Source organism: Sphingomonas endolithica (assembly GCF_025231525.1).
Lineage (GTDB): Bacteria > Pseudomonadota > Alphaproteobacteria > Sphingomonadales > Sphingomonadaceae > Sphingomonas > Sphingomonas endolithica.
This window is the reverse complement of sequence record NZ_CP103057.1, coordinates 3,347,937-3,369,990: the sequence shown is the minus strand read 5'-3', so window position 1 is coordinate 3,369,990 and position 22,054 is coordinate 3,347,937. Positions and strand designations below refer to the sequence as shown.

General features: G+C 65.8%; 25 protein-coding genes. 8 read left to right on the top strand and 17 right to left on the bottom strand.

Annotated features, from left to right (window positions below):
* Positions 1-55: 55 nt before the first annotated feature.
* The 10 genes from ruvB to NV382_RS15790 all read right to left on the bottom strand — a co-directional run bounded on the left by ruvB (position 56) and on the right by NV382_RS15790 (position 6,735).
* Positions 56-1,081: a Holliday junction branch migration DNA helicase RuvB gene (gene ruvB / locus NV382_RS15835; RefSeq protein WP_260597673.1), complete on the bottom strand. Its 1,026-nt coding sequence runs from the start codon at positions 1,079-1,081 to the stop codon at positions 56-58.
* Positions 1,074-1,379 (bottom strand): type II toxin-antitoxin system RelE/ParE family toxin, encoded by a 306-nt coding sequence (locus NV382_RS15830; RefSeq protein ID WP_260597672.1) that lies wholly within the window; start codon positions 1,377-1,379, stop codon positions 1,074-1,076. The genes ruvB and NV382_RS15830 overlap by 8 nt, the downstream gene beginning before the upstream one ends.
* Entirely contained in the window at positions 1,372-1,623 is a 252-nt protein-coding gene (locus tag NV382_RS15825) for a ribbon-helix-helix domain-containing protein (RefSeq protein WP_260597671.1), read from the bottom strand. Before NV382_RS15825 ends, NV382_RS15830 begins: the two co-directional genes overlap by 8 nt.
* A 55-nt stretch (positions 1,624-1,678) precedes the next feature.
* Positions 1,679-2,269 carry a Holliday junction branch migration protein RuvA gene (gene ruvA / locus NV382_RS15820; RefSeq protein WP_260597670.1) on the bottom strand — a complete coding sequence of 197 codons (591 nt, stop codon included), beginning with the start codon at positions 2,267-2,269 and terminating at the stop codon, positions 1,679-1,681.
* 374 nt (positions 2,270-2,643) lie between these two features.
* A complete protein-coding gene (gene ruvC / locus NV382_RS15815) occupies positions 2,644-3,129 on the bottom strand; it encodes a crossover junction endodeoxyribonuclease RuvC (RefSeq protein ID WP_260597669.1) in 486 nt (161 codons plus the stop codon).
* 154 nt (positions 3,130-3,283) lie between these two features.
* Entirely contained in the window at positions 3,284-4,027 is a 744-nt protein-coding gene (locus NV382_RS15810) for a YebC/PmpR family DNA-binding transcriptional regulator (protein ID WP_260597668.1), read from the bottom strand.
* 35 nt (positions 4,028-4,062) lie between these two features.
* On the bottom strand, positions 4,063-4,599 hold the full coding sequence (locus tag NV382_RS15805) for a DUF1003 domain-containing protein (RefSeq protein WP_260597667.1): 537 nt from the start codon (positions 4,597-4,599) through the stop codon (positions 4,063-4,065).
* Positions 4,600-4,616: 17 nt separating this feature from the next.
* A complete protein-coding gene (locus NV382_RS15800) occupies positions 4,617-4,856 on the bottom strand; it encodes a DUF2312 domain-containing protein (protein WP_260597666.1) in 240 nt (79 codons plus the stop codon).
* Positions 4,857-4,929: 73 nt separating this feature from the next.
* A complete protein-coding gene (locus NV382_RS15795; protein WP_260597665.1) occupies positions 4,930-6,237 on the bottom strand; it encodes a metal-dependent hydrolase family protein in 1,308 nt (435 codons plus the stop codon).
* A 201-nt stretch (positions 6,238-6,438) separates the two neighbouring features.
* Entirely contained in the window at positions 6,439-6,735 is a 297-nt protein-coding gene (locus tag NV382_RS15790; RefSeq protein WP_260597664.1) for a DUF1244 domain-containing protein, read from the bottom strand.
* A gap of 81 nt (positions 6,736-6,816) precedes the next feature.
* Here NV382_RS15790 and pyk point away from each other — a divergent pair, with 81 nt between their 5' ends.
* Positions 6,817-8,274, top strand: a complete 1,458-nt coding sequence (gene pyk, locus NV382_RS15785; protein ID WP_260597663.1) for a pyruvate kinase — start codon at positions 6,817-6,819, stop codon at positions 8,272-8,274.
* Here pyk and NV382_RS15780 read toward each other — a convergent pair.
* From NV382_RS15780 to ykgO, 4 genes are read right to left on the bottom strand one after another with little or no spacing between them, the layout of a single operon-like run.
* Positions 8,271-8,663, bottom strand: coding sequence for a type II toxin-antitoxin system VapC family toxin (locus NV382_RS15780; protein ID WP_260597662.1), 393 nt, complete (start codon positions 8,661-8,663; stop codon positions 8,271-8,273). The two genes, pyk and NV382_RS15780, sit on opposite strands and share 4 nt — an antisense overlap.
* Positions 8,660-8,956, bottom strand: coding sequence for a type II toxin-antitoxin system Phd/YefM family antitoxin (locus tag NV382_RS15775; protein WP_260597661.1), 297 nt, complete (start codon positions 8,954-8,956; stop codon positions 8,660-8,662). Before NV382_RS15775 ends, NV382_RS15780 begins: the two co-directional genes overlap by 4 nt.
* 52 nt (positions 8,957-9,008) lie before the next feature.
* Positions 9,009-9,623: an HAD family hydrolase gene (locus NV382_RS15770; RefSeq protein WP_260597660.1), complete on the bottom strand. Its 615-nt coding sequence runs from the start codon at positions 9,621-9,623 to the stop codon at positions 9,009-9,011.
* A 2-nt stretch (positions 9,624-9,625) separates the two neighbouring features.
* Complete coding sequence (gene ykgO, locus NV382_RS15765; RefSeq protein WP_003046794.1) at positions 9,626-9,751, bottom strand: type B 50S ribosomal protein L36; 126 nt, start codon at positions 9,749-9,751, stop codon at positions 9,626-9,628.
* A 159-nt stretch (positions 9,752-9,910) separates the two neighbouring features.
* Here ykgO and NV382_RS15760 point away from each other — a divergent pair, with 159 nt between their 5' ends.
* The 6 genes from NV382_RS15760 (at position 9,911) to NV382_RS15735 (ending at position 14,409) form a co-directional block, all read left to right on the top strand.
* Positions 9,911-10,540, top strand: a complete 630-nt coding sequence (locus tag NV382_RS15760; protein WP_260597659.1) for a DUF4136 domain-containing protein — start codon at positions 9,911-9,913, stop codon at positions 10,538-10,540.
* Positions 10,537-11,655, top strand: a complete 1,119-nt coding sequence (locus tag NV382_RS15755) for a M14 family metallopeptidase (RefSeq protein WP_260597658.1) — start codon at positions 10,537-10,539, stop codon at positions 11,653-11,655. The genes NV382_RS15760 and NV382_RS15755 overlap by 4 nt, the downstream gene beginning before the upstream one ends.
* Positions 11,656-11,740: 85 nt before the next feature.
* Positions 11,741-12,427: a 2,3-diphosphoglycerate-dependent phosphoglycerate mutase gene (gpmA, locus tag NV382_RS15750; protein ID WP_260597657.1), complete on the top strand. Its 687-nt coding sequence runs from the start codon at positions 11,741-11,743 to the stop codon at positions 12,425-12,427.
* A gap of 62 nt (positions 12,428-12,489) precedes the next feature.
* Entirely contained in the window at positions 12,490-12,702 is a 213-nt protein-coding gene (locus tag NV382_RS15745; RefSeq protein WP_312026754.1) for a GIY-YIG nuclease family protein, read from the top strand.
* Between the two features lie 163 nt (positions 12,703-12,865).
* The gene (gene purE, locus NV382_RS15740) at positions 12,866-13,348 is read left to right on the top strand and encodes a 5-(carboxyamino)imidazole ribonucleotide mutase (RefSeq protein ID WP_260597656.1); all 483 of its coding nucleotides are present in this window, start codon (positions 12,866-12,868) and stop codon (positions 13,346-13,348) included.
* Positions 13,345-14,409, top strand: coding sequence for a 5-(carboxyamino)imidazole ribonucleotide synthase (locus NV382_RS15735; RefSeq protein WP_260597655.1), 1,065 nt, complete (start codon positions 13,345-13,347; stop codon positions 14,407-14,409). The genes purE and NV382_RS15735 overlap by 4 nt, the downstream gene beginning before the upstream one ends.
* Before the next feature lie 192 nt (positions 14,410-14,601).
* Here NV382_RS15735 and NV382_RS15730 read toward each other — a convergent pair whose 3' ends face one another.
* Together NV382_RS15730 and NV382_RS15725 are read right to left on the bottom strand one after the other, a co-directional pair.
* Positions 14,602-14,904, bottom strand: coding sequence for a hypothetical protein (locus NV382_RS15730; RefSeq protein WP_260597654.1), 303 nt, complete (start codon positions 14,902-14,904; stop codon positions 14,602-14,604).
* A complete protein-coding gene (locus tag NV382_RS15725) occupies positions 14,904-17,744 on the bottom strand; it encodes a M16 family metallopeptidase (RefSeq protein ID WP_260597653.1) in 2,841 nt (946 codons plus the stop codon). The genes NV382_RS15730 and NV382_RS15725 overlap by 1 nt, the downstream gene beginning before the upstream one ends.
* Positions 17,745-18,223: 479 nt before the next feature.
* On the opposite strand from NV382_RS15725, the gene NV382_RS15720 reads away from it, so the two are divergent.
* The gene (locus NV382_RS15720) at positions 18,224-19,681 is read left to right on the top strand and encodes a hypothetical protein (RefSeq protein WP_260597652.1); all 1,458 of its coding nucleotides are present in this window, start codon (positions 18,224-18,226) and stop codon (positions 19,679-19,681) included.
* Between the two features lie 23 nt (positions 19,682-19,704).
* Here NV382_RS15720 and NV382_RS15715 read toward each other — a convergent pair whose 3' ends face one another.
* On the bottom strand, positions 19,705-21,861 hold the full coding sequence (locus NV382_RS15715) for a penicillin acylase family protein (protein ID WP_260597651.1): 2,157 nt from the start codon (positions 21,859-21,861) through the stop codon (positions 19,705-19,707).
* Between the last annotated feature and the right edge of the window lie 193 nt (positions 21,862-22,054).

Sequence of the window (22,054 nt, the reverse complement as noted above, 5' to 3'; positions counted from 1 at the left end):
GGCCATAACATAGCCCCAAAAGCAATTCTGTTCCGCGGCCAAGGCGCGCCCGTGATCAGACATCGAATAGTCCTTCCTGGCTGCCCGCGGGGGGGTTGAGCCCGAGATGCTTCCAACCGACCGCGTTGAGGCAGCGCCCGCGCGCCGTCCGCGCGACCAGGCCGAGCTGGATCAAATAGGGCTCGATCACTTCCTCGATCGTGTCGCGCGGCTCGCTCAGCCCCGCCGCCATCGTCTCCACGCCGACCGGGCCGCCGCGATAGATATCGGCGATCATCATGAGATAGCGCCGATCCATCGCGTCGAGCCCAAGCGAATCGACCTCCAGCCGGTTGAGCGCGCTATCCGCCGCCTTGGCATCGACCAGATCATGGCCCGCTGCGTGCGCAAAATCGCGCACCCGGCGCAGCAGCCGGCCGGCGATGCGCGGCGTACCGCGGGAGCGGCGGGCGATTTCATGCGCCCCGTCGCGCGAAATGGCGAGGCCGAGCAGGCTGGCTGCGCGCGTTACCACGCGTTCCAGTTCGTCGACGGTGTAGAAATGCAGCCGCACGGGGATGCCGAAGCGGTCGCGCAGCGGTGTAGTCAGCAGCCCCTGCCGTGTCGTCGCGCCGACGAGCGTGAAGCGCGGCAGATCGATCCGCACGCTGCGTGCCGACGGCCCTTCGCCGATCATCAGATCCAGCGCGCGGTCCTCCATCGCCGGGTACAGCACTTCCTCGACCGCCGGTGCGAGGCGGTGGATCTCATCGATGAACAGCACGTCGCCATCCTCGAGATTGGTGAGCAACGCGGCGAGATCGCCCGACTTGGCGATCACCGGGCCGGAGGTGGCACGGAAGCCGACGCCCATCTCGCGGGCGACGATCTGCGCCAGCGTGGTCTTGCCGAGACCGGGCGGGCCGAAGAACAGCACGTGATCCAGCGCATCGCCCCGCGCCTTGGCGGCGGCAATGAACACGCGCAGGTTTTCACGCGCCGCCTTTTGCCCGACGAAATCGTCGAGGTTCTTGGGACGGAGCGCGGCATCCACGTCTTCGGGCGTGCGGGCGGGTGTGATGATGCGGTCGGTGTCAGTCACGAAGAGTACTCATGGCACGTGGCACGTCTCTGGCGTAATGCAGGATACGAACGACCAAAACGCCCGCTTGGTCGAGACGATAATAGATGCGGTGCGATCGGTAGGCGAAACTGCGCACGCCCTCGCCCAAGTCGCCCTCGGAAGTGCCGATCAGCGGGCGCTCGGTAATTGCCGCAAAGGCATCGCGCAATCCCAGCAAGTAGCCGCGGGCGGCTGCCGCGCCGAAGGCCGATTTGCTGTAGATACGAATATTCCGGAGGTCGTTCTGCGCCGATGGTGCAACCCGTGCGCTAGGCACGAAGGTCGGGGTCCTCGTCGATGATCTCGTCGAGCACATCTCGAGGGTCCCGATCAATAACGCCGGATGCCATCCCCTCGTCGATCATCGCCTTGAGCCACTGCCGGTCGCCAGATGCCTCCGCCTGATCGCGGCGTACGAGATCACGCAGATAATCGGCGGCATCGGCATAGCTGCCCTCCGACAAACGCGTGTCCACCCAGGTCTGCAATGCGGGCGGCATGGAGATCGAGAGCTGGGTCATGGACGCAATATATCCTTTGCAACTTCGCAGGCCAGCGCCTTCAAGATGATCGACCTCACTTCGCCGCCTTCCTGAGCGCCAGTCGCACCAACGCGTCGAGGGTGACGCCGGCGCCCAGTTCCTCTTCTGCCGCGGCGACGGCGGCGTTTGCCTCGGCCGGGCGGAAGCCTAGGTTGAGCATGGCCGAGACGGCGTCAGCGCCGGCACCGCTTGGCGCCACGGCACCGGGGGTGCCGATCGACACTGCGCCTATCCTGTCCTTCAATTCGCGCACGATACGTTCGGCGAGCTTGGGGCCGACGCCATTGGCGCGCGCGACCATGGCCTTGTCCTGCGCGGCGATCGCGCGACTGAGATCGGCGGGTTCGAGCGCGGAAAGGATTGCGAGCGCCACGCGAGCGCCGACGCCCTGCACGCCGGTGAGCAAGCGGAACCAGTCGCGCTCGGCGGCGGTGGCGAAGCCGACCAGGCGGATGAAATCCTCCGCCACCAACATCTCGGTATGCACCATGCACGCCTCGCCCACCGGCCCGATCGCCGACAGCGTGCGCGACGAGGCGCCGACGAGATAGCCGACGCCACCGACATCGATTACCGCATGATCGATATCGGTCGCGCTGAGGATGCCCTTGAGGTGCGCGATCATCGCCGGCACCCCGCGCCCATGTTGGGTAACTTCAGGCACGAACGCGTTTGGTGGGGCATCCAAACGCTGCGCGAATGTTGAGTAGGTTGCGGCGCGCGCAAGGTTGGCGCTGGCCGGAGGGACGCTAATCCGCCCTTTTCCGGCACACCGTCAACCGAGCGGTTGAATGACGGACACAAATGATCACCCGACCGGTTGAATGATGAACGCCGTTTTTCAACCGGCCGGTTGAATGACGAACGCCAATGTCGAGCCAGCCTCGTGCCGCCGACCGGCGGCGGGCGGCGGTGTGGCAACGGGCGATCGGCGATGTTCGGCGCATGGGTCGACATGCCTGGTACGTAACAGGAACAACGCGCAGTAGGAAAGCGAATTCAGGGAATGCGCCGCGCACTCGCCATGTGGTGCGCGTGACAGATCGCCACAGCCAGCGCATCGGCGGCATCCGCGCCGTCGATCTTCACGCCAGGCAGCAGCCGCGCGACCATGGCGTGGACCTGCGCCTTTTCGGCAGCCCCCGTGCCGACGACCGCCTTCTTGACCAGTCGCGGGGCATATTCGCCCGGCTCGATCCCGCCGCGCGCCACCGCGCACAAGGCGACGCCGCGGGCGTGCGCCAGCTTGAGCGTGGATTGCGGGTTGGCGTTGACGAACACCTCCTCAACCGCTGCGCCCTGCGGATCGTGATCCGCGATCAGCGCGGCGATCATCGTGTCGAGATGGGCCAGGCGACGGGCAAGCGGAGCGGTGGTGTCGGTCTTCAGCTTGCCATTGGCGAGGTGCGACAGGCGGTTGCCCTCGGCGCGGATCAGGCCCCAGCCGGTGGTGCCGAGCCCGGGGTCGAGCCCGAGGATGATCATCGCGATCCCCCCCGGAACAGGAAGGTGGCAGCCTGCAAGGCTGACGGAGGGGGTGGGCCGGCAACGCGACGGTTGCGCTTCGGGAGGCCCCCCTCCACCATTCGGCTGAAGAAGCCGAATGGTTCCCCTCCCCGTTCCGGGGAGGAGTTAAGGTTCAACCCAGTTTCTCCATCACCTCGTCGGAGATTTCGTAATTGCCCCAGACGGTCTGGACGTCGTCGTCGTCGTCGAGCGTGTCGAGCAGCTTGAACAAGGTCGCGGCATCGCCTTCCGCCACATCGACCATGATCTGCGGGCGCCAGGCGAGCTTCGCGCCGTCGGGTTCGCCCAGCACGGGCGTGAGCGCCTTGACGACTTCGTGCAGCGATTCGTTGGAGGTCCAGATTTCATGGCCATCCTCGCTCGACGTTACATCGTCGGCACCAGCCTCCAGCGCCGCTTCGAACACGGCATCGGCATCCCCTGCGCCGATCGGATAGTTGATCAAGCCCAGGCGATCAAAGGCATGGCTGACCGAGCCGCCGGCGCCGAGATTGCCACCATTCTTGGCAACGGCGGTGCGCACGTTGGTCGCGGTGCGGTTGCGGTTGTCGGTCAGTGCCTCGATGATCAGCGACACGCCGCCCGGGCCGAAGCCCTCGTAGCGGATCTCCTCATAGGTCTCGGCATCGCCGCGCGATGCCTTGTCGATCGAGCGCTGGATATTGTCCTTGGGCAGCGACGCCGCCTTGGCCGCGTTGACCGCCATGCGCAGCCGCGGGTTCATGTCCGGATCGGGCAGGCCCATTTTGGCGGCAACGGTGATTTCGCGGCTGAGCTTGGAAAAGAGCGACGAGCGCTTCTTATCCTGCGCACCCTTGCGGTGCATGATGTTCTTGAACTTGGAATGGCCTGCCATGATGCTCTCTTCGGGGAGTTTTGTGCTGGCCGCTCTTAGCCCTGTGGCGGGGCGGATGCCAACCCGTCGAGCTTTGCCTCCAGCCGGGCGAGGCGCGCGATGACCTCGGCGTCCATTTTCTGGTGCAACCGCAGGATGTCGAGCTCGGCGCGCAGGTTGGTCTCATAGTCCAGGCTGGCGGCGACGCGATCCTTGGCCGACGCGCGGTTCTGGCTCATCATGATGATCGGCGCCTGCACCGCCGCCAGCGTCGAGAGCATCAGGTTGAGGAAGATGTACGGGTAAGGATCGAACGCGGCGCCGATCTTCGCGAGCACGTTCGAGTTAAGCAGCATCCAGCCGAACAGCACGATCGTGAACGCGGTGATGAAGCCCCACGACCCGCCGATCGCGGCGACACGATCGGACAGGCGTTCGCCGAAGCTGGCGCGCTCGTCCGCCACGTCCGCCGCGTCGCGCGCGCCCACCGTGCCCGTTTCGATGCCGAGCAGGACGCGGCGTTCCTCCTCGTCCAGCGCATGGCCGGGTTTGCCGAGCAGATGCTGGGCGAGATCGGCGATGCGATGGTCCATGCGCGCGGCTCCGTGGTTCAGGCCAGCCCGAGTGCCGCCTTGTAGGTCTCGAGCAACGCCTCGGCCTCGTCGCGGTGATGCTTCTCCATGCGCCGCAGGCGGACGATCGCACGCATCGTCTTGGTATCGTAGCCGTTCGATTTCGATTCGGCGTAGACGTCCTTGATGTCGTCGGCGATGCCCTTCTTCTCTTCTTCCAGGCGCTCGATCCGCTCGATCAGAAGGCGCAACTGCTCCGCGCCGATAACGTCACTCATCATGGTCTCCGAATTGGGGTTGGGCAGAGCCTCTAGGCGGTTCGGGCCGCGCGCTCAACCGCACGATGGCGTCTTATCGCGACAGCGCGACCGCACCCTTGTGCATCACGAAATCGACATGCTCCAGCGCTCGCACATCGCTGAGCGGCGATGTGCCGACGGCGATGATGTCTGCGCTCTTGCCGGCCGCGAGCGTGCCGACATCGTCGCGTCCGAGCAGGTCGGCGCCGCCGACGGTGGCAGCGCGGATCGCCTGCATCGGGGTCATCCCGGCCGCCACCATCAGCGCGAATTCCTGGGCATTGTCGCCATGCCTGGAGACGCCGGTATCGGTGCCGAAGGCGATCTTCACCCCGGCGGCAATGGCGCGGCGGTGGCTGGCGAGCATCGCCGCGGCGGCCGCTTCGGCCTTGGGAATGGTCGCGGCCGGCAGCGCGCCGCTGCGCGCCTGGGCGAGCGCCGCGAGCGGCGCCATCATCGTCGGGACGAGATAGGCGCCATGCGCCTTGAAGGAGGCGATCGCGGGATCATCCAGGAAGGTGCCGTGCTCGATCGAGTCGACGCCGGCCTCCAATGCGGCGCGCGTGCCGTCGGCGGCGTGGCTGTGCGCGGCGACCTTGCGGCCCATTGCGTGCGCGGTCTCGACGATCGCCTTCATCTCCTCCAGCGTCATCGCCTTGCCGAGGCCGCCGGCGACGTTGGACAGGACGCCGCCCGTCGCGGCGAACTTGATCACCTTGGCGCCCAGGCCGATCTGTGCGCGCACGGCGCGGCGGCAATCGTCCGGCCCATCGCACAGGTTGATCTCGGTCGCGTGCACCGCATCGGCATAGGCTTCGGCCAGACCGTTGCCTTCGTCGCCATGCCCGCCGGTGACCGAGATCATCTGCCCGGCATTAGTGATCGACGGGCCTTCCACATCGCCGCGGTCGATCGCGTCGCGCAGCGATCGCACGCCGCGCGGATCGCCGCCGAGATCGCGGACCGAGGTGAAGCCGGCATCCAGCGTGACCTTGGCGTTGGCAACCGCGGTCATCATGTCGTCGAACCGATCGCGGTTCAGCGCCTCGAGCCGCGCCCGCTTGGGATCGCCGCCGATCCCGAACAGATGGACGTGCGCATCGATCAGCCCGGGCAGGACGAACTTGCGCGAGAGATCGACCAGGGTGGCGCCTGCCTCGGGCGGGGCGAAACCGTCGCGGATCTCGGCAATGGTGCCGTCGCGGACGATGATCGTGCTGTTACCGCGCGGCTTGTCACCCGGGCGATCGAGCAGCGTGCCGGCGTGGATGTAGGTGATGGTCGATTTTTGGGTGGTTGGCGCCGGTGTGGTCTGTGCGCCGGCGGCGGTTCCCGTGAGCAGCGCGATGGCTGCGAGCATGCCGAATTTCATGTGTGTTGCTCCCCTGTTGGCGTCGGTGTCGCGCGGTCGGAGGAGTGGGTCAAGCGCGCCGCTGTACGGCAGTTCCCCGACGGAGGCTGGGGTCCAGTCGCGCGGCGGCATTTGGCTAGCGCCGCGCGTCGTTACATCTACCTTCGCTACTGGGCCCCGGCCTTCGCCGGGGAACAGCCTTGCGCAAGGTCAGACCGGGTTCTTCTTCATGCTCTCCGCCATGCGCGCGAGTTGTTCGGGGGTCGCGTCGGCCTGGTGCTGCGCCTTCCACTGCGCATACGGCATGCCGTAGATCGCCTCGCGCGCTTCTTCCCGGCTGAGCGATCCGTCCGCCTGCTCGACCCATTCGGACAGGCAATTGCGGCAGAAGCCGGCCAGCCCCATCAGGTCGATATTCTCGGCATCGTCGCGGTGGCGCAGGTGCGTGACCAGTCGGCGGAACGCAGCGGCGGCAACCTTGTCGTCGATCATGTCCAGCGTTGCCATTTTATCGTCTCCAAGGTTGATCGAGCGGAGATAGCCTTTAGAGCCGGGGCTGCAAGACGCCTCTGCAGGATGAAAACGACGATGACCAAGGCGATCAGCCCCCGTTCGCGGAAAGTGCGCATTCTCGCGACGTTGGGCCCGGCAAGCAGCACGCCCGAGATGATCGGCAAATTGTTCGAGGCAGGCGCCGATGCCTTCCGCGTTAACATGAGCCATGGCGACCAGGAATCGAAGGTCGCGGTGATCCAGGCGATCCGCGGCCTGGAGAAGATCTATGGCCGGCCGACCACGATCCTGGCCGATCTGCAGGGCCCGAAACTGCGCGTCGGCAAGTTCGACGGCGGCAAGGTGGAGCTGGTCACCGGCAGCACCTTCACGCTCGATCGCGACCCGACGCCGGGCGACGCGACGCGTGTCGAGCTGCCGCACAAGGAGATCTTCGCGGCGATCGAGCCCCATGCCCGGCTGCTGCTCGACGACGGCAAATTGGTGTTGCGGGTGACCGAGCATGACGTCGACCGGATCGTCACGCGCGTCGAAGTCGGCGGGCCGCTGTCGAACAACAAGGGGCTGAACGTGCCCGACGTGGTCATCCCGATGGCCGCGCTGACGCCCAAGGATCGCAGCGATCTCGCCTTTGCGGTCGATCAGGGGGTCGACTGGATTGCCCTCAGCTTCGTGCAACGGCCGGAGGATCTGGCCGAGGCGCGTACGCTCATCCGCGGCGAGGCGGCGTTGCTGGCCAAGATCGAGAAGCCCTCGGCGATCGACCGGCTGGAAGAGATTATCGAGCAATGCGACGGCGTGATGGTCGCGCGTGGCGATCTCGGTGTCGAGCTGCCACCAGAGACGGTGCCGCCGCTGCAGAAGCGCATCGTCGAGGTGTCGCGCCGGCTCGGCCGCCCGGTGGTGGTGGCGACGCAGATGCTGGAATCCATGATCGTCTCCCCATCGCCGACGCGCGCGGAAGTGTCCGACGTGGCGACCGCGATCTATGATGGTGCGGACGCGATCATGCTGTCGGCGGAAAGCGCCGCTGGTGCGTGGCCGATCGAATCGGTCGCGATGATGAACTCGATCGGCAATTCGGTGGAGGGCGATCCGACGCATGGCGACCGGGTGCATTTCACCATCACCCGCGCCGACCCGACCACTGCTGACGCGCTGGCCGAGGCGGCCAAGAACATCGCCATGACGGTCGCCGCCAAGGCGATCGTGTGCTTCACGTCGTCGGGCTCGACCGCCAGGCGCGTGGCGCGTGAGCGGCCGGGCGTTCCGCTGATGGTGCTGACGCCGCGCATCGAGACCGCGCGCCGCCTGGGGCTGCTCTGGGGCACGCATGCGGTGCACACCAAGGATGTCGAATCGTTCGAGGAAATGGTCGCCAAGGCCAAGCGCATGGCACTACGGCACAATATCGTGAAGGCGGGCGACAGCCTGATCGTCATCGCCGGCGTGCCGTTCCGCACGCCCGGATCGACCAACGTTCTGCACGTCGTGCGCATCATCGGCGACGAGCTGAAAGGTTATTCGGCCTAGGCGGCGATCGCCAGCGGGTGATCGATTAGTTTTTCATCTCGCGTCAGCAGCTTCACGCCGAGGCACTGCGCGTGGATTAGCAGCAGTTCGTCGAACGGATCACTGTGCCGCATCGGCGTGTCGAGTGCTGCGGCACAGACATCGCCGGTCAGCGGGACGAGTTCTAGGCCGTAGCCTCTGATGTAATCCAGCGCCTCTGCTGGATCGAGCAGATCCTTGAGCCGATGCCGGCTAAGGGCAAATTTCTCGCGTTTGATGCGCAGTTCCAGGATCGACGCCGCTGACACGATAAGTTCGCTCCGCGCCATCAGCGCCATCTCGCGGCGATGGATCTTCTTCGGCGCCAGCACCAGCCATGACAGAAAATGTGTGTCGAGGAGTAGCCTCACGCCGGATCGGCGTCTTTATCGGACCGCTCGAAATACTCACCCCAGAACGCGCGGCTTGCGGAATCGTCATCGATGTCGCCGAGACGTTCATCGCCATCCGACATGACATCGTATCTATCGAGCCCGAGTTCCTTGCGGACTCGCGCCGCGCGCTCCCAGTCGAAGCCGGTTTTCTTCGGTGGGGGCCCCAGTTCGGCGACCGTCTTGCCGTTGCGGGTGATCGACACCTGTTCACCGCGCTCCGCGGCGTCCAGCGCATGGGCGAAATTGGCGCGGGCTTCGCGGACCGACATCTTCATGTGATCGACTCCAGATTGTGTACGCGTTGTACACAATTGCCGTCACTCAGACAAGGATACCCAGGTCGCGCAGATCGCGGCGCAGTGTCTCGGCGTCGATAAAGGGCAAGCCGATCATGCCGACCGCCGTCGCGCCTTCGACATTCTCCTGGCGATCATCGACGAAGATCGCCTCTTCCGCCGCCAGACCGAACCGCTCCAATGCCAGCCGGTAGATCGCCGAATCGGGCTTGGTCAGTTTCTCGTCGCCCGACACCACGATGCCGCGGAAGCGATCGAACATCGGCGCTTCGCGCGCGCGGAACGGCGCCCAGAACTCACCGGAAAAGTTGGTAATGGCGTACAGCGGCACGCCCGCCGCATCGAGATCGTCGACCAGATCGCCCATGCCGGGGATCATGCCGGTGATGCTGTCGCCAAAATGCGATCCCCAGCGCGCGATCAGCTCGGCATGCTGCGGGAAGTCCGCGACCAGCTCGGCCGAAGTCTCGGCGAACGGGCGGCCGGCATCGTGCTGGAAATGCCAGTCCAAACTGGTCACGTCGCGCAGGAACGCGTCGAGCGCCCGATCCTCGGGGATCAGGCGCTCGTAGAGAACCCGCGGGTTCCACGCATACAGGACGTTGCCGACGTCGAAGACGAGCGCCAACGGCCGGGGCAAAATCAGCCCTGGCGTGCCTTGAAGCGGCGGTTGGTCTTGTTGATCACGTACGTGCGGCCGCGACGACGGATCACGCGGTTGTCGCGATGACGGTCCTTGAGGGACTTCAGGCTGTTACGAATCTTCATGATCTGAATCGCTTCTTGATTCTGGTGTTCGGAAATGACGTGTGCGCCTATAGTCGCCCCCATCCCAAGTCAAGCCGCGCCGCCCCTGGGGGAGCACGGATCGTCGCGGGAGATCGGGCGTTACAGACACGCAACCATTCGGTTCTCGGAGATACGGCAGTGAAGAACAAGTCGGCATTTGGTTTGACGATCGCCGCGGCTTTGTTGGCGGGGGCCACCCTGTCGGGTTGCACCACGACGACGGCCAGCGGCCCGGTCGACGTGACACGCTTCCATCTCGGTGCCCCGCTCGAACGCGGATCAGTCACGGTCGAGCCGCTGCCCGGTGGCGCCCCGGCAAGCCTGGAATTCCAGACCTATGCCGATGCCGTGCGTGGCCAATTGCTCTCCAACGGCTTCACCACCCCCGCAACCGGCGCGCCGGCACAGTATCTTGCGGTGGTGAGCTTCGCCCGCACGACGCAGGAGATCGAACCGCGCCGTTCGCCGGTATCGATCGGCCTTGGTGGCGGCGGGTTCAGCGGCGGGCGGCGTGGTGGGGGTGTCGGGCTTGGCGGTGGCCTCTCCTTCCCGATTGGCAAGGCCAAGGCACGCTCGGCGATCACCTCCGAACTCGGCGTGCAGATCCGCCGCCGCAGCGATGGCACGGTGATCTGGGAAGGCCGCGCGCAGACATCCGCCGACGAACGCGCGCCCGAGGCGCAGGCCAATGCCGCAGCGGGCAAATTGTCGCGCGCGCTGTTCCAGGGCTTCCCCGGAGAATCGGGCCGCACTATCTCGGTGAAATGAGCATCACCATCAACGCCGCTTTCGACAGCGGCAATATCGACGTCGTGGCAATCGAAGGGGATCGGATCGACCTTCGCATTCGCCATGACAAGGATTCGGAATTCTTCCAGTGGTTCTACTTCCGCGTTTCCGGCGCGGAAGGCAGGACGCTGACGTTCCGCATCCTGAACGCCGGAGAATCGGCCTATCCGGATGGCTGGCCGGGCTACAAGACACGCGTGTCGACCGATCGGCTGGCGTGGCGCATGGCCGACACGCATTATGCCGATGGCGTCTTGGAATGGACCTGGTCCGGCGACAGCCAGCTTGCCTGGTTCGCCTATTTCGCGCCGTATACGATGGAGCAGCATGAGGCGCTGGTCGCGCGCACTGCGGCGCTGCCCGGTGTCACGCACCGCGAGCTCGGCCAGTCGCTCGATCGACAGGCGATCGACTGCCTGACGATCGGCAGCGGCCCCAAGCCGGTGTGGCTCTACGCCCGCCAGCACCCCGGCGAATCGATGTGCGAATGGTGGATGGAAGGGGCGCTCGAGCGGCTGACCGATACCAACGACGCGGTGACCCAGGCCTTGCTCGCCAAGGCGACCTTCCATGTCGTGCCAAACATGAATCCGGACGGCACCCGGCGCGGGCATCTGCGCACCAATTCCGCAGGCGTGAACCTCAACCGCGAATGGCACGAGCCGAGCGCCGAGCGCAGCCCGGAAGTGTTGTGCGTGCGGGATGCGATGGACGAGACCGGCGTGGCGTTTGCGATCGACGTGCATGGCGACGAGGCGATCCCGGCCAATTTCTTTGCCGGGTTCGAGGGCATCCCCAACTGGACCGACGCGCATGGCGCGAAGTTCTACGATTTTGCCCGGCGCCTGGCGGCGCACACGCCCGATTTCCAGACGGAGCGCGGTTATGGCAAGTCGGCGCCCGGCAAGGCCAATCTGACCATGTCGACCAACCAGCTGGCGCAGCGTTTCGGCGCCGTGTCGATGACGCTGGAAATGCCGTTCAAGGATCACGATCCCAATCCGGATGCCGAGTTCGGCTGGTCGCCGGCACGATCCAAGCAGCTGGCGCATAGCTGCCTGGAAGTGCTCGCCGACGTGATCGATACGCTTTAGCCTAAATGTTCCCCGGCGAAGGCCGGGTCCAGTCGCGACGTCCTCCGACTGGGCCCCGGCCTTCGTCGGGAACCAAGGAGATACAATGCCGACCCTAGTCCTGATCCGCCATGGCCAGTCCGCCTGGAACCTCGAAAACCGCTTCACCGGCTGGTGGGACGTCGACGTGACCGAAAAAGGCGTGGAGGAAGCGCGCGCCGCGGGGCGGCTGATGGCGCAAAAGGGGCTGGATTTCGACCTGACCTTCACCTCGCTCCAGACGCGCGCGATCAAGACGCTGGATCTGGCGCTGGAGGAAATGGGGCGGTTGTGGCTGCCGGTGGAGAAGGATTGGCGGCTCAACGAACGCCATTATGGCGGGCTGACCGGCCTCAACAAGGCCGAGACCGCAGCACGCCATGGCGACGAACAAGTGCATATCTGGCGCCGCAGCTTCGACATTCCGCCGCCCGTGCTCGAGGCCGGCAGCGCCTATGATCTGTCGCAGGACCGCCGCTATGCCGGCATCGCCATCCCGAACACGGAAAGCCTGAAGGACACGATCGCCCGTGTGCTGCCGTACTGGGAAAGCCGCATCGCACCGGCGTTGAAGGAGGGGCAGCGGGTGTTGATCTCGGCGCACGGCAATTCGCTGCGGGCGTTGGTGAAGCATCTGTCGGGCATCCCCGACGACGAGATCACCTCGCTCGAAATCCCGACCGGGCAGCCGATCGTGTACGATCTGGATGCAGCGCTGAATGCGACGGACCGGTATTATTTGAGCGAGCGGTAAGCTCCCCACTTCTCATTGTCATGCCAGCGAAAGCTGGCATCTCTCAGAAGAGTAGATACCGTATGCCCCATGGCGCGAGGTGGCTGGTATATATCGTGGCGAGCCGCCGACGCGGCATGGTGTATATTGGCGTCACCAGCCACATCGCGCCACGGATCGACCAACATCGTCGTGACGTCGGTTCAGGCTATTGCCGTCGATATGGCATCAAGACGCTCGTTTATGCCGAGCATCACGACGATATCCGCGATGCCATCATTCGCGAAAGCAGCTGAAAGCTTGGAAACGCGCGTGGAAAGACCAACTGATCGAAGCGGGCAATCCGGACTGGCGGGACTTGTACGACACGCTCGCTTAAATCGGCTGAGACCCCAGCTTTCGCTGGGGTGACGACGGAGGGATGTTGCCCCCGCCCCCCTCCCCCGCTAACCGCAGATCATGACGCATCCCCTTGTCGGCATCATCATGGGCAGCACTTCCGATTGGGAGACGATGCGCCATGCCGCCGAGGCACTCGATGCACTGCACGTGCCGTACGAGACCCGCGTGGTTTCCGCGCACCGCACGCCGCACCGCTTGTACGATTATGCCGAGCAAGCCGGTGTGCGCGGGCTGAAGGTGATCGTGGCCGGCGCCGGTGGCGCGGCGCACCTGCCGGGCATGGTGGCAGCGATGACCCACCTGCCGGTGCTCGGCGTGCCCGTCGAGAGCAAGGCGCTGAGCGGCATGGATAGCCTGTTGTCGATCGTGCAGATGCCGGGCGGCATTCCGGTGGGGACGCTGGCGATCGGATCGGCGGGCGCCAAGAATGCCGGGCTGCTGGCGGCTGCCATCCTCGCCACCTCGGATGCGGTGCTCGCCGAACGGCTCAAGGCATGGCGTCAGGCGCAGACCGATAGCGTGGCGATCGATCCGGCATGATCACGCTGCCGCCGGGCGCGACGATCGGGATTCTGGGCGGCGGGCAGCTTGGCCGCATGCTGGCGAGTGCGGCCGCCGAGCTTGGCTACCGCACGCACATCCTGGCCCCCGACCGCGAAAGCGTCGCCGCGCAGACCGCCTCCAGCCTGACGCGCGCCGATTACCATAATCGCATCGTGCTGAAGGATTTCGCCGCCGCCTGCGACGTGGTGACGTACGAATTCGAGAATATCGCGGTGGCGCCGGTCGAATGGCTGGGCGCGCACGTGCCGGTCTATCCCGGCCCCAAGGCGCTCCGTGTCTCGCAGGAGCGTTCAGCGGAGAAAGGTTTCGTCGAGGGCCTCGGTGGCCGCCCGGCGCGCTGGGCAGCGGTCGAGAGCCGCGCCGATCTGGACGCGGGGCTCGCCCTTACGGGCACGCCCGCGGTGCTGAAGACCGCGCGCTTCGGCTATGACGGCAAGGGGCAGACGGTGATCGCCACGCCGGCGGATGCCGATGCGGCATGGGAGCTGATCGGTGGGCCCGCCGTGCTCGAGGCGTTCGTCGACTTCACCCACGAATTTTCGGTGCTGATCGCGCGCCGTGCGGACGGCCAGGTCGCGCGGTACCCGGTACCGCACAACGTCCATCAGGAGGCGATCCTGCGCAGCTCCACCCTGCCCGCGCCCGCGCTCGTGCTCGATCAGGCGGAGGAAGCGACCGCGCTAGCCGTGCGCATCGCCGAGGCGCTCGATTATGTCGGCGTGCTGGCGTGCGAGTTCTTCGTCGGGCCCGATGGCCCGGTGTTCAACGAGATGGCGCCGCGCGTGCACAATTCGGGGCATTGGACGATCGAGGGTGCGGTGACATCGCAGTTCGAGAACCATATCCGCGCGATCTGCGGGCTACCGCTCGGCGATACGGCACTGACTGCGCCGCGCGTGGCGATGGAGAATCTGATCGGCGAGGATGCCGAGCGGTGGCGCGAGATCATGGCCGAGCCCGGCGCGCATCTGCACCTGTATGGCAAGTCGATCCGCCCCGGCCGCAAGATGGGCCATGTCACCCGGCTGGCGCGCTAACCCTCCCCGGCACGGGGAGGGGGACCGTTCGCGTTCTTCACGCGAATGGTGGAGGGGGACCACCACGAGCGCTGCGCTGCTGGACCGCCTCCTCCACCACTTCGTGGTCCCCCTCCCCGTACCGGGGAAGACAATAAAAAGCCCGCGCCCTTATCGGACGCGGGCTTTTTAGATTGCACAGTCGGAGCAGGCTCAGCCTGCGCGCGTGCCCGTCATCGGGAAGCTGCCGAACGCGCCTGCGCCGACGCTGCCGGTGATCGTGTCGCCATCGACCGTCGCGGTGCAATCCAGCGTCATCGGCATCGGCACCGTCATGTTCATCTTCCAGCTGATCGTGTCACCATCGACCGTGCCGTCGGTGATGTCGACCGAGCCCATCGCGCCGGAATTGCTGCCGGTGAAGGTGTTGCCGTCGCTCTTCACGGTCAGCGTCGACTTCTGATCGCCCAGCGGCGACTTGACCACGGTATCCCAAACGCCATCAACATTGGCCATCATTTTTCTCCAGAAACTGCGCCGCCGCCCGCTACGGACGCGGCTGACACCACCTCGACGGGCAGGCCGACACTGTCAAGCTGCGGGCGGACCGTCTTGGCATCGCCCACCACGACCCAGACGATCTTCTTGGGGTCGATCGCCCCGCGTGCCGCAGCGTCAAGCTGGGGCAGGGTCAGCGCACGATATTTTTGCGTGATCGTCGCATAATAATCGTCCGGCCGCTTGTAGAGGTCGTTCTGCTGCATCGCGTTCAGCACATCGCCCGACGTCTCGAAATTGCCCGATAGCGAGCGCGTGGCACCGGCGATCGAGCGGTCGAACTCCTGCTGCGACAGGGGCTTGGTCGAGACGAACTCGGTGATGTCGGCGCGCAATGCCTTGATCGATTCGCCCGTCTTGTCGGACTGGACGGGCGCACTGATGATGTAGGGCGCCTCCTTCTCGCTGCGCTGGAAATAGCCGTTCACGCCGTACGACCAATGCTTGCCTTCGCGCAGATCCATGTTGATCCGGCTGAGGAAGCTGCCGCCGAGCGCATCGTTGGCGGTGATCACCGGCAGCAGATCGTCACTGCCGTTGAGCCCGGTGACGAGGCCGGCCGAGATCTGCGATTGCGGCGAATCCGGACGATCGACCAGGATGATCTTGGCCGCCGAAGTGCCGGCGGTCACGCCGAACGTCTTGCTGCCAGCAGGGCCGGTGCCGGTCCAGTCGCCGAAGCGCTGGTCGAGCGCCGCCTTGACGGTGGCCAGCGGCAGATCGCTGACGACGAAGATCTTGGCCTTGTCCGGCCGCAGCCAGGCTTGCTGGAACGCGACGAGATCCGCGCGGGTCAGCGTCGCCACGGCCTTGGGATCACCGCCGCCCGACGACTTGGCGTAAGGCGAGCTCGGGCCGTAGATCAGCTTGGGCAGCACGCGCGCGGCCAGGCCACCGGGGCTGGTGAGTTCCTGCGCGATGCCGGCGAGCTGCTGGTTCTTGACGCGGGCGACCTCGGCCGGGGCGAAGGCGGGGTTGCGCGTGACGTCGGCGAACAGATCGGTGGCGGGCCCGAGATTGGCGCTCGGCGCCGACATCGACACGAAGGTGCGATCGAGGCTCGCGCCGGTGCCGATATCCACGCCCAGCCGCTCGCGCGCCTCGGCCAGCTGGTTGGCGTCGAGATGCGTCGTGCCTTCGTCCATCATGCTAAGCGTCAATTGCTGCGTGCCGAGCTTGCCCGCCACGTCGGCGGCGACACCCGCATCGAAGCTGATCACGGCCTGCGTGATCGGCACTGCGGCGCGCTGTGCATAGACCAGTTCGATGCCGTTCTTCAGCCGCGCACGCTCGACCGCAGGGAAGGTGAGCCCGGCGACGTCGCCGACCGCCGGCAGGGGCCCGCGCGTACCCTTCGGCCGCGCGGTCAGCGCGGCGGCGACGACCTTTGCCTCGGGAGGCACCTGCGCCTCGGCATAGGCATCGCGCGGGCCGTTGACGACCGCCAGATTGTAGGACGGCTTGGTCAGCCACCGCGCGGTCGCGGCCTTCACGCTGGCCGGCGTCTGCGCGGCAAGCTGTGCCAGTTGCTTTTTGTAGAAGCCGGGATCGTTGGAATACAGCGCGCCCTCGGCCAGCGCGACCGCCTTGCCGCCGAACCCACCGACCGATTCCAGCCCCTCGATGCGATCGACCGTGGTCTTGGTGACATAGCGCTGCACTTCATCCGCGGTCGGGCCGTTCTTGATGAAGTCGGCGACGATCTCGTCGATGCGCTTGGCCACGGTCGCTGCATCCACGCCGGGGCGAACCACGGTATAGATGTCGAACGTGCCGACCTGCGAAAAGGTCGAATTGCCGACATTGACCTGCACCGCGAGCTTCTCCTGGCGCACCAGGATGTTCTGCAAGCGCGAACTGGACAGGCCGCCAAGTGCGCCCGCCGCCACGTCGAGCGCGGTCGAATCCTTGTCGTTCAACCCCGGCACCGGCCAGGAGCGGACCAGCAGCGTCGCGGCAACCCGGTCCTTCATCTCCTCCGACTTGGGCGCGGCGAGCACCGGCACGGCGACGGTCGGCAGCACCGATTGCGGCCCGCGAGGAATGGCGGCGAAGTTCTTCCCCACCAGCCGGCGCGCGGTCGCCAGATCGACATCGCCGGCCAGCACCAGCACCGCATTGTTTGGGCCGTAATGGTCCTTGAACCAGCGCTTCACGTCGTCGAGCTTGGCATTGTCGAGATCGGCCATCGATCCGATCGTGGTGTGGCCATAGGGATGATCCGCCGGGAACAGCCCCTCGTTCAATTTGTACTCGATCAGGCCGTAGGGCTGGTTGTCGCCCGAGCGCTTCTCGTTCTGCACCACGCCACGCTGCTCATCGAGCACGCCTTGCGTGATCGCGCCGGTCAGATAGCCCATGCGATCGGATTCCAGGAACAGCGCACGGTCGAGCGCCGCGGTCGGCACCGTCTCGAAATAGTTGGTGCGATCGAAGTAGGTCGTGCCGTTGAAATCGGTCGCGCCGACCTGCTTCAATGGCTCGAAGAAATCGTCCGGCGCGTTCTCGGACCCGTTGAACATCAGATGTTCGAACAGATGGGCAAAGCCCGACTTGCCCTTGGGTTCGTGCTTGGAGCCGACATCATACCATACCGACACCGCGACGACCGGCGCCTTGCGATCGGTGTGCACGATGACGCGCAGGCCATTGGGCAGCGTGAACGTCTGGTAGGGGATGTCGACCTGCTTGACGAGCGCGGCGACCGGGGCGGGCTTGGCAGCCTGGGGTGCAGCGGTCGCGGGGGTTGCGAGGGCAAACAGCGCCACGCCGGACAGGGCGATCATCTTCGATGTCATAGGCTTGGATTATCCTTCAGGGGCAATGCTCTGCACGAGCCTAGCACCGGAATTGAAGCGCGCAACGGGATAGAGATCGGCGTGATGTTGGCGTTGGTCACCTCCCCGGCGGAGGCCGGGGTCCAGTTGCGCAGGTCCGATTGGCAAAGCGCAGCATCAGCCAAAGCCCGCTCCACGCCGGGACCCCGGCCTCCGCCGGGGAACATTGCTACGGCCGGTACACCGCTCGACGTTCCGGCGCACGTCCGCCGGCCAGAAGATCACCGTCTCGGTTCGGTACTGCGCAAAATACGGCGCCCGATTCGGATAATGCAGCGATCCCGGCCGCGTCGTTGCCGCGCCGTACGGGTGGATCGGAGTAGACGACACCCGCCCTGCTTTGTCCCGGGTCATGAACATGATGAAGCTGCGCCGGACTTCATCTCCGAGCCTTCGTCGCGTTAAGCACATTGCAACCGCCCCCCACTACCCTCGCCGACATGGTAGCCGCCACCGCAAGCTTCGCGCCGTCCCTGCGGGTGCGCCAGGGCGCGTGGGTCGTGCCAGTCGCGGTGCTTGCGATCCTGCTGCAATCCTGGTCATCGCTCGATTGCGATGTGTCCTGGCTGATCACGGTCGCAGAGCGCGTGAGCGATGGCGCAATGCTCTATCGCGACGTCGAAGAAGTTAACCCGCCGGCCTCGATCCTGCTCTACATGCCGTTCGTTGCCGTGGCGCGTGCGGTGGGGATGCGCGTCGAACCGGTGACCGTCGGGCTATGCATTCTCCTGGTGGCGTTATCTCTGATCCAGGCCGGGCGGTTGCTCGATCGCTCGGTGAGGATGAGCGGCGGACTGGTCGCCTATGCGGCCTTCGTGCTTCTCGTCCTCCCGGCCGACCTCTTCGCGCAGCGCGAGCATATCGCGCTCGCCGCCGGCCTACCGATGTTGGCGCTGATGGTCGCGCGTGCGGACGGGCGATCGATCTCCCGTGCCGATGCCTGCATCGCGGGTTGCAGTGCGGGCCTGATGATTGCGATCAAACCGCACCTTGCGCTCTCACTATTGCCGGTTGCGGCCTGGCTGGTTGTTCAGCGAAGTTCGTTCAAAAACGCGCTGGGCGTGGAATGGACCGCGCTAGCGCTGACATGTGTCGGATATGCGGCGGTCGTGCTCTTTGCATTTCCACAATATCTCCAGCACATGCTGCCCCTGCTGCGGCTCGTCTATCTGCCCGCTCGCAACACATGGGCGAACCTGCTGACAGGACCTGTCGTCGTGATCCCGGCGGCAGCCGCAATAATCACATTCTGGCTTTCGCGCGGATCGCCGTCGAAGCCCTCTACGGTCGCGCTGCTCGCGGCGGGCGGGTTCGTGCTGGCCGCGCTGGTGCAGGGCAAGGGCTATCTCAATCACGGTTACCCGGGAGTGGCGATGGCGCTGCTCGCGGTTGCGCTGGAACTGACGCGACCGGGCAAGGCGCGAGCATTGGGCTGGTCGTGCGGCTGCATATTGGCGCTGACGTCGACCTACGGCTATGCGCGCGTGCCCGAACTCCATGCGCTGCGGGACGCGGTCGTACGCGTGGGGCCGCCGCATCCGCGATTGATCGGCGTGTCATTCAATTTCGCGCTCGGCCATCCGTTGACGCGTTGGATCGATGGCCGATGGGTGGGCCGTCGCGGAAGCCTGTGGGCGACCGGCGGCGCGCGTCAGCAGCTCGAACAACGCTCGCTCCCGCCCGAACGGTGCGCCGCCTTTCGGCAGGTGGAGGAGGACGACGCCAGGATGCTCGCCGCCGACATCGTGGCCCAGACGCCGGACATCGTGCTGGTCGACGACCATCCAGGCCTTGCCTTCATCACGGCGCATCCCGCGCTTGCGGCGGCGATGGCCGCCTATCACCCGGCGGCCCGGGTCGAGTCCGTTACGCTATGGACCCGGCACGCCGCGCCTTAGCGAGGATCGCCGCGGTAGATACATCACGGCCGGTACACCCGCTCGACGTTCCGCCGCAGATCCGTGGGCCAGAAGTTCACCGGCTTCGTCTTGTGCGCGACGAATAGCGGCGCCTGATCCGCATAATGCGGCGATTGCGGCCGCGTCGTTGCCGCGCCGTAGGGTTGGATCGAGGTCGACGACACCCGCCCTGCTTTGTCCCATGTCATGAACATGATGAAGCTGTCGCCGTGATTGACCACCAGCCGCCCGTCCTCCGCCTCGTCCCAGGTCGAGGCGGCACGCAGCACGTCGGGCGCGCCGTCGAGCGGTAGGTCCACCTGGCCGTGCCGCAGCCTGAGCACCGTGCCGAGCGGCGGATCGATGCGGCCGAAATGCTGGGTGAGATACGCCGCCGCCTTGGCCAGTTCCGTGCGCGGGTCCTTCTTCGCCTTGCGCGGATAATGCCAGGATTGGCCGGCGCGCAGCAGGATCGCCGCCAGTGCCTCGGCCGGGTTGTTGCCATCGAAGCGCCAGTGCCACGTCGCCATCAGCGCCTTCGCCGCGACCAGCGCCGGATCGCCCTGCGGATCGACGCGCGCGATATCGTCATACCAGCGAGCCGTCCAGCTCAGCTTGCTCACCCCCGTGTCGTATTTGATGCGCTCGAGATCGGCCGCACTGATCGACCCATCCTTGCCCATCAGCTCCACTGCGCGCGTGCCGCGATTGGTGGTGTCGGTCTCGATCCCCAGCAGCGGCGAATAGTCGCCGGGCTTCATCTCCGAGCCTTCGCCTGCCGCCTGGAACGGCGTGTTGTTGGCGTTGGCGAGGAAGCCCGATGCTGGGTTCACGTTCCGCGGAACTTGCCCCCACGGCACCGTCCCCGCGGCGAGATCACCCGATGTGTCGCCGGGCAGGACGTTGCGGTAATCGAACCCCGGCTTGCGATTGGGAAAGGCCGCATTGTAGAAATAGGCGATGTTGCCCGCCGCATCGCCGTACAGGAAGTTGGTCGCCGACACGCCCTGAATGGCGAGAGCCCGCTGCCACTCGGCAAAGTTGCCCGCACGCGTCAGGCGGTGATATTCCTCCACCATGCGCAGCTGGTCGGCACCGCCATAATGCAGCGCGAAGGCGCCGCTTTTGTTGACGATCACCGGCCCATGCACCGACCGGTACACCGTCTTGGGGATCGGCAGCACGAACGGCCCGATCTTGACGTGCAGCCACACGCGCGTCGCCTGCAGCGGTACCTGCTTGCCGTCGAACAGATAGGTGTCGCCGCCTTGCCCCAGCGTCAGCTTGTAGACGTCGACCAGATCGGGCCGGTTGACCGTGTTGGTCCACCCCAGATGCTCGTTATGCCCGAGCACCGGATAGGGCACGCCGGGGAAGGTGGCTCCCGCGAAGTTCCAGCCGGTGCCCGAATGCACCACCAGTTCGTACCACGCGACCGGGCCCTTCCACGGCTGATGCGAATTGGAGACCACGCGGGTAAAGCCATCGGCCGAGCGCTTGGGCGCGACAACGAAGGCGTTGGAGCCGTTCATGTTGCCCTCGCCAGCCGCATCCTGCGCCGCCGGTAGTGCGCGCGGATCGGGCGCATCGGGTGTCGCGCCGGCCGCTTCGCGCGGCAGCGGCGTGTCGCCCGATAACGCGCCGAGATATTGGTCGAGCCCGAAGAAGAAGGGCGTGCGCAGCACGAAGCCGGTGGCGATATCCTGCCCGTTGACCGGGAACAGCCTGGCCAGCCGCACCTCGCCTGGATGCCGAGCGGCATAGGTGTTGAGCCCGGTGGCATAGCCATCGAGCAGCGCGCGCACGTCGGCCGGCTGCTTCATGTAATCGCGGCTCACCGTGGCACGCGCGCCGAGCAGATGCAGCGCGTAAACCACCTTTGCGCCGTCCGCCCCGGTCATCGCGCCAAGCCGACCGCGCGACATGGCGACCGCCTCCTGCAGGGTGGCGAAGTCATCCTCGGCATGGGCATAGGCGACGCCGTACGCGACGTCCGGATCGGTCCGCCCGAAGATATGCGGCACGCCGAATGTGTCGCGGGCGATCACGCTGTCATACCGATGCGGCGGCGGCGGGGTGGCGACGGCGACCGACAGCGGCTCCCACACCATCAGCCCGATCGCGACCACAGCGACCAGAACAAGCAACGCGATCAATGCCTTGCCGAGCTTGCGCATCATCCTCCCCTGCTTTTATTTTCTCCTGTCCTACACGAAGCCTGCCGGGTTACCATCCTGTGCTGCCCGGCCGTGTCGCAGGCCGGTGAATGTTGAGACGGTCGAAAAACGCGCTCGCGTCTCAACGTTCTCAACATTCAAGCCGCTCTCAACCTTGTGTTGCCTAAATACCACACTACATCGCGTGAGCATTCAA

Coding starts and splice junctions, on each gene's coding strand:
- NV382_RS15825 (WP_260597671.1), bottom strand. CDS start 1,623: ATGACCCAGCTCTCGATCTCCATGCCGCCCGCATTGCAGACCTGGGTG.
- ruvA (WP_260597670.1), bottom strand. CDS start 2,269: ATGATCGCGCACCTCAAGGGCATCCTCAGCGCGACCGATATCGATCAT.
- ruvC (WP_260597669.1), bottom strand. CDS start 3,129: ATGATCATCCTCGGGCTCGACCCCGGGCTCGGCACCACCGGCTGGGGC.
- NV382_RS15810 (WP_260597668.1), bottom strand. CDS start 4,027: ATGGCAGGCCATTCCAAGTTCAAGAACATCATGCACCGCAAGGGTGCG.
- NV382_RS15805 (WP_260597667.1), bottom strand. CDS start 4,599: ATGGACCATCGCATCGCCGATCTCGCCCAGCATCTGCTCGGCAAACCC.
- NV382_RS15800 (WP_260597666.1), bottom strand. CDS start 4,856: ATGAGTGACGTTATCGGCGCGGAGCAGTTGCGCCTTCTGATCGAGCGG.
- NV382_RS15795 (WP_260597665.1), bottom strand. CDS start 6,237: ATGCTCGCAGCCATCGCGCTGCTCACGGGAACCGCCGCCGGCGCACAG.
- NV382_RS15790 (WP_260597664.1), bottom strand. CDS start 6,735: ATGGCAACGCTGGACATGATCGACGACAAGGTTGCCGCCGCTGCGTTC.
- pyk (WP_260597663.1), top strand. CDS start 6,817: ATGACCAAGGCGATCAGCCCCCGTTCGCGGAAAGTGCGCATTCTCGCG.
- NV382_RS15775 (WP_260597661.1), bottom strand. CDS start 8,956: ATGTCGGTCCGCGAAGCCCGCGCCAATTTCGCCCATGCGCTGGACGCC.
- ykgO (WP_003046794.1), bottom strand. CDS start 9,751: ATGAAGATTCGTAACAGCCTGAAGTCCCTCAAGGACCGTCATCGCGAC.
- NV382_RS15755 (WP_260597658.1), top strand. CDS start 10,537: ATGAGCATCACCATCAACGCCGCTTTCGACAGCGGCAATATCGACGTC.
- gpmA (WP_260597657.1), top strand. CDS start 11,741: ATGCCGACCCTAGTCCTGATCCGCCATGGCCAGTCCGCCTGGAACCTC.
- NV382_RS15745 (WP_312026754.1), top strand. CDS start 12,490: ATGCCCCATGGCGCGAGGTGGCTGGTATATATCGTGGCGAGCCGCCGA.
- purE (WP_260597656.1), top strand. CDS start 12,866: ATGACGCATCCCCTTGTCGGCATCATCATGGGCAGCACTTCCGATTGG.
- NV382_RS15735 (WP_260597655.1), top strand. CDS start 13,345: ATGATCACGCTGCCGCCGGGCGCGACGATCGGGATTCTGGGCGGCGGG.
- NV382_RS15730 (WP_260597654.1), bottom strand. CDS start 14,904: ATGGCCAATGTTGATGGCGTTTGGGATACCGTGGTCAAGTCGCCGCTG.
- NV382_RS15725 (WP_260597653.1), bottom strand. CDS start 17,744: ATGACATCGAAGATGATCGCCCTGTCCGGCGTGGCGCTGTTTGCCCTC.
- NV382_RS15720 (WP_260597652.1), top strand. CDS start 18,224: ATGGTAGCCGCCACCGCAAGCTTCGCGCCGTCCCTGCGGGTGCGCCAG.
- NV382_RS15715 (WP_260597651.1), bottom strand. CDS start 21,861: ATGATGCGCAAGCTCGGCAAGGCATTGATCGCGTTGCTTGTTCTGGTC.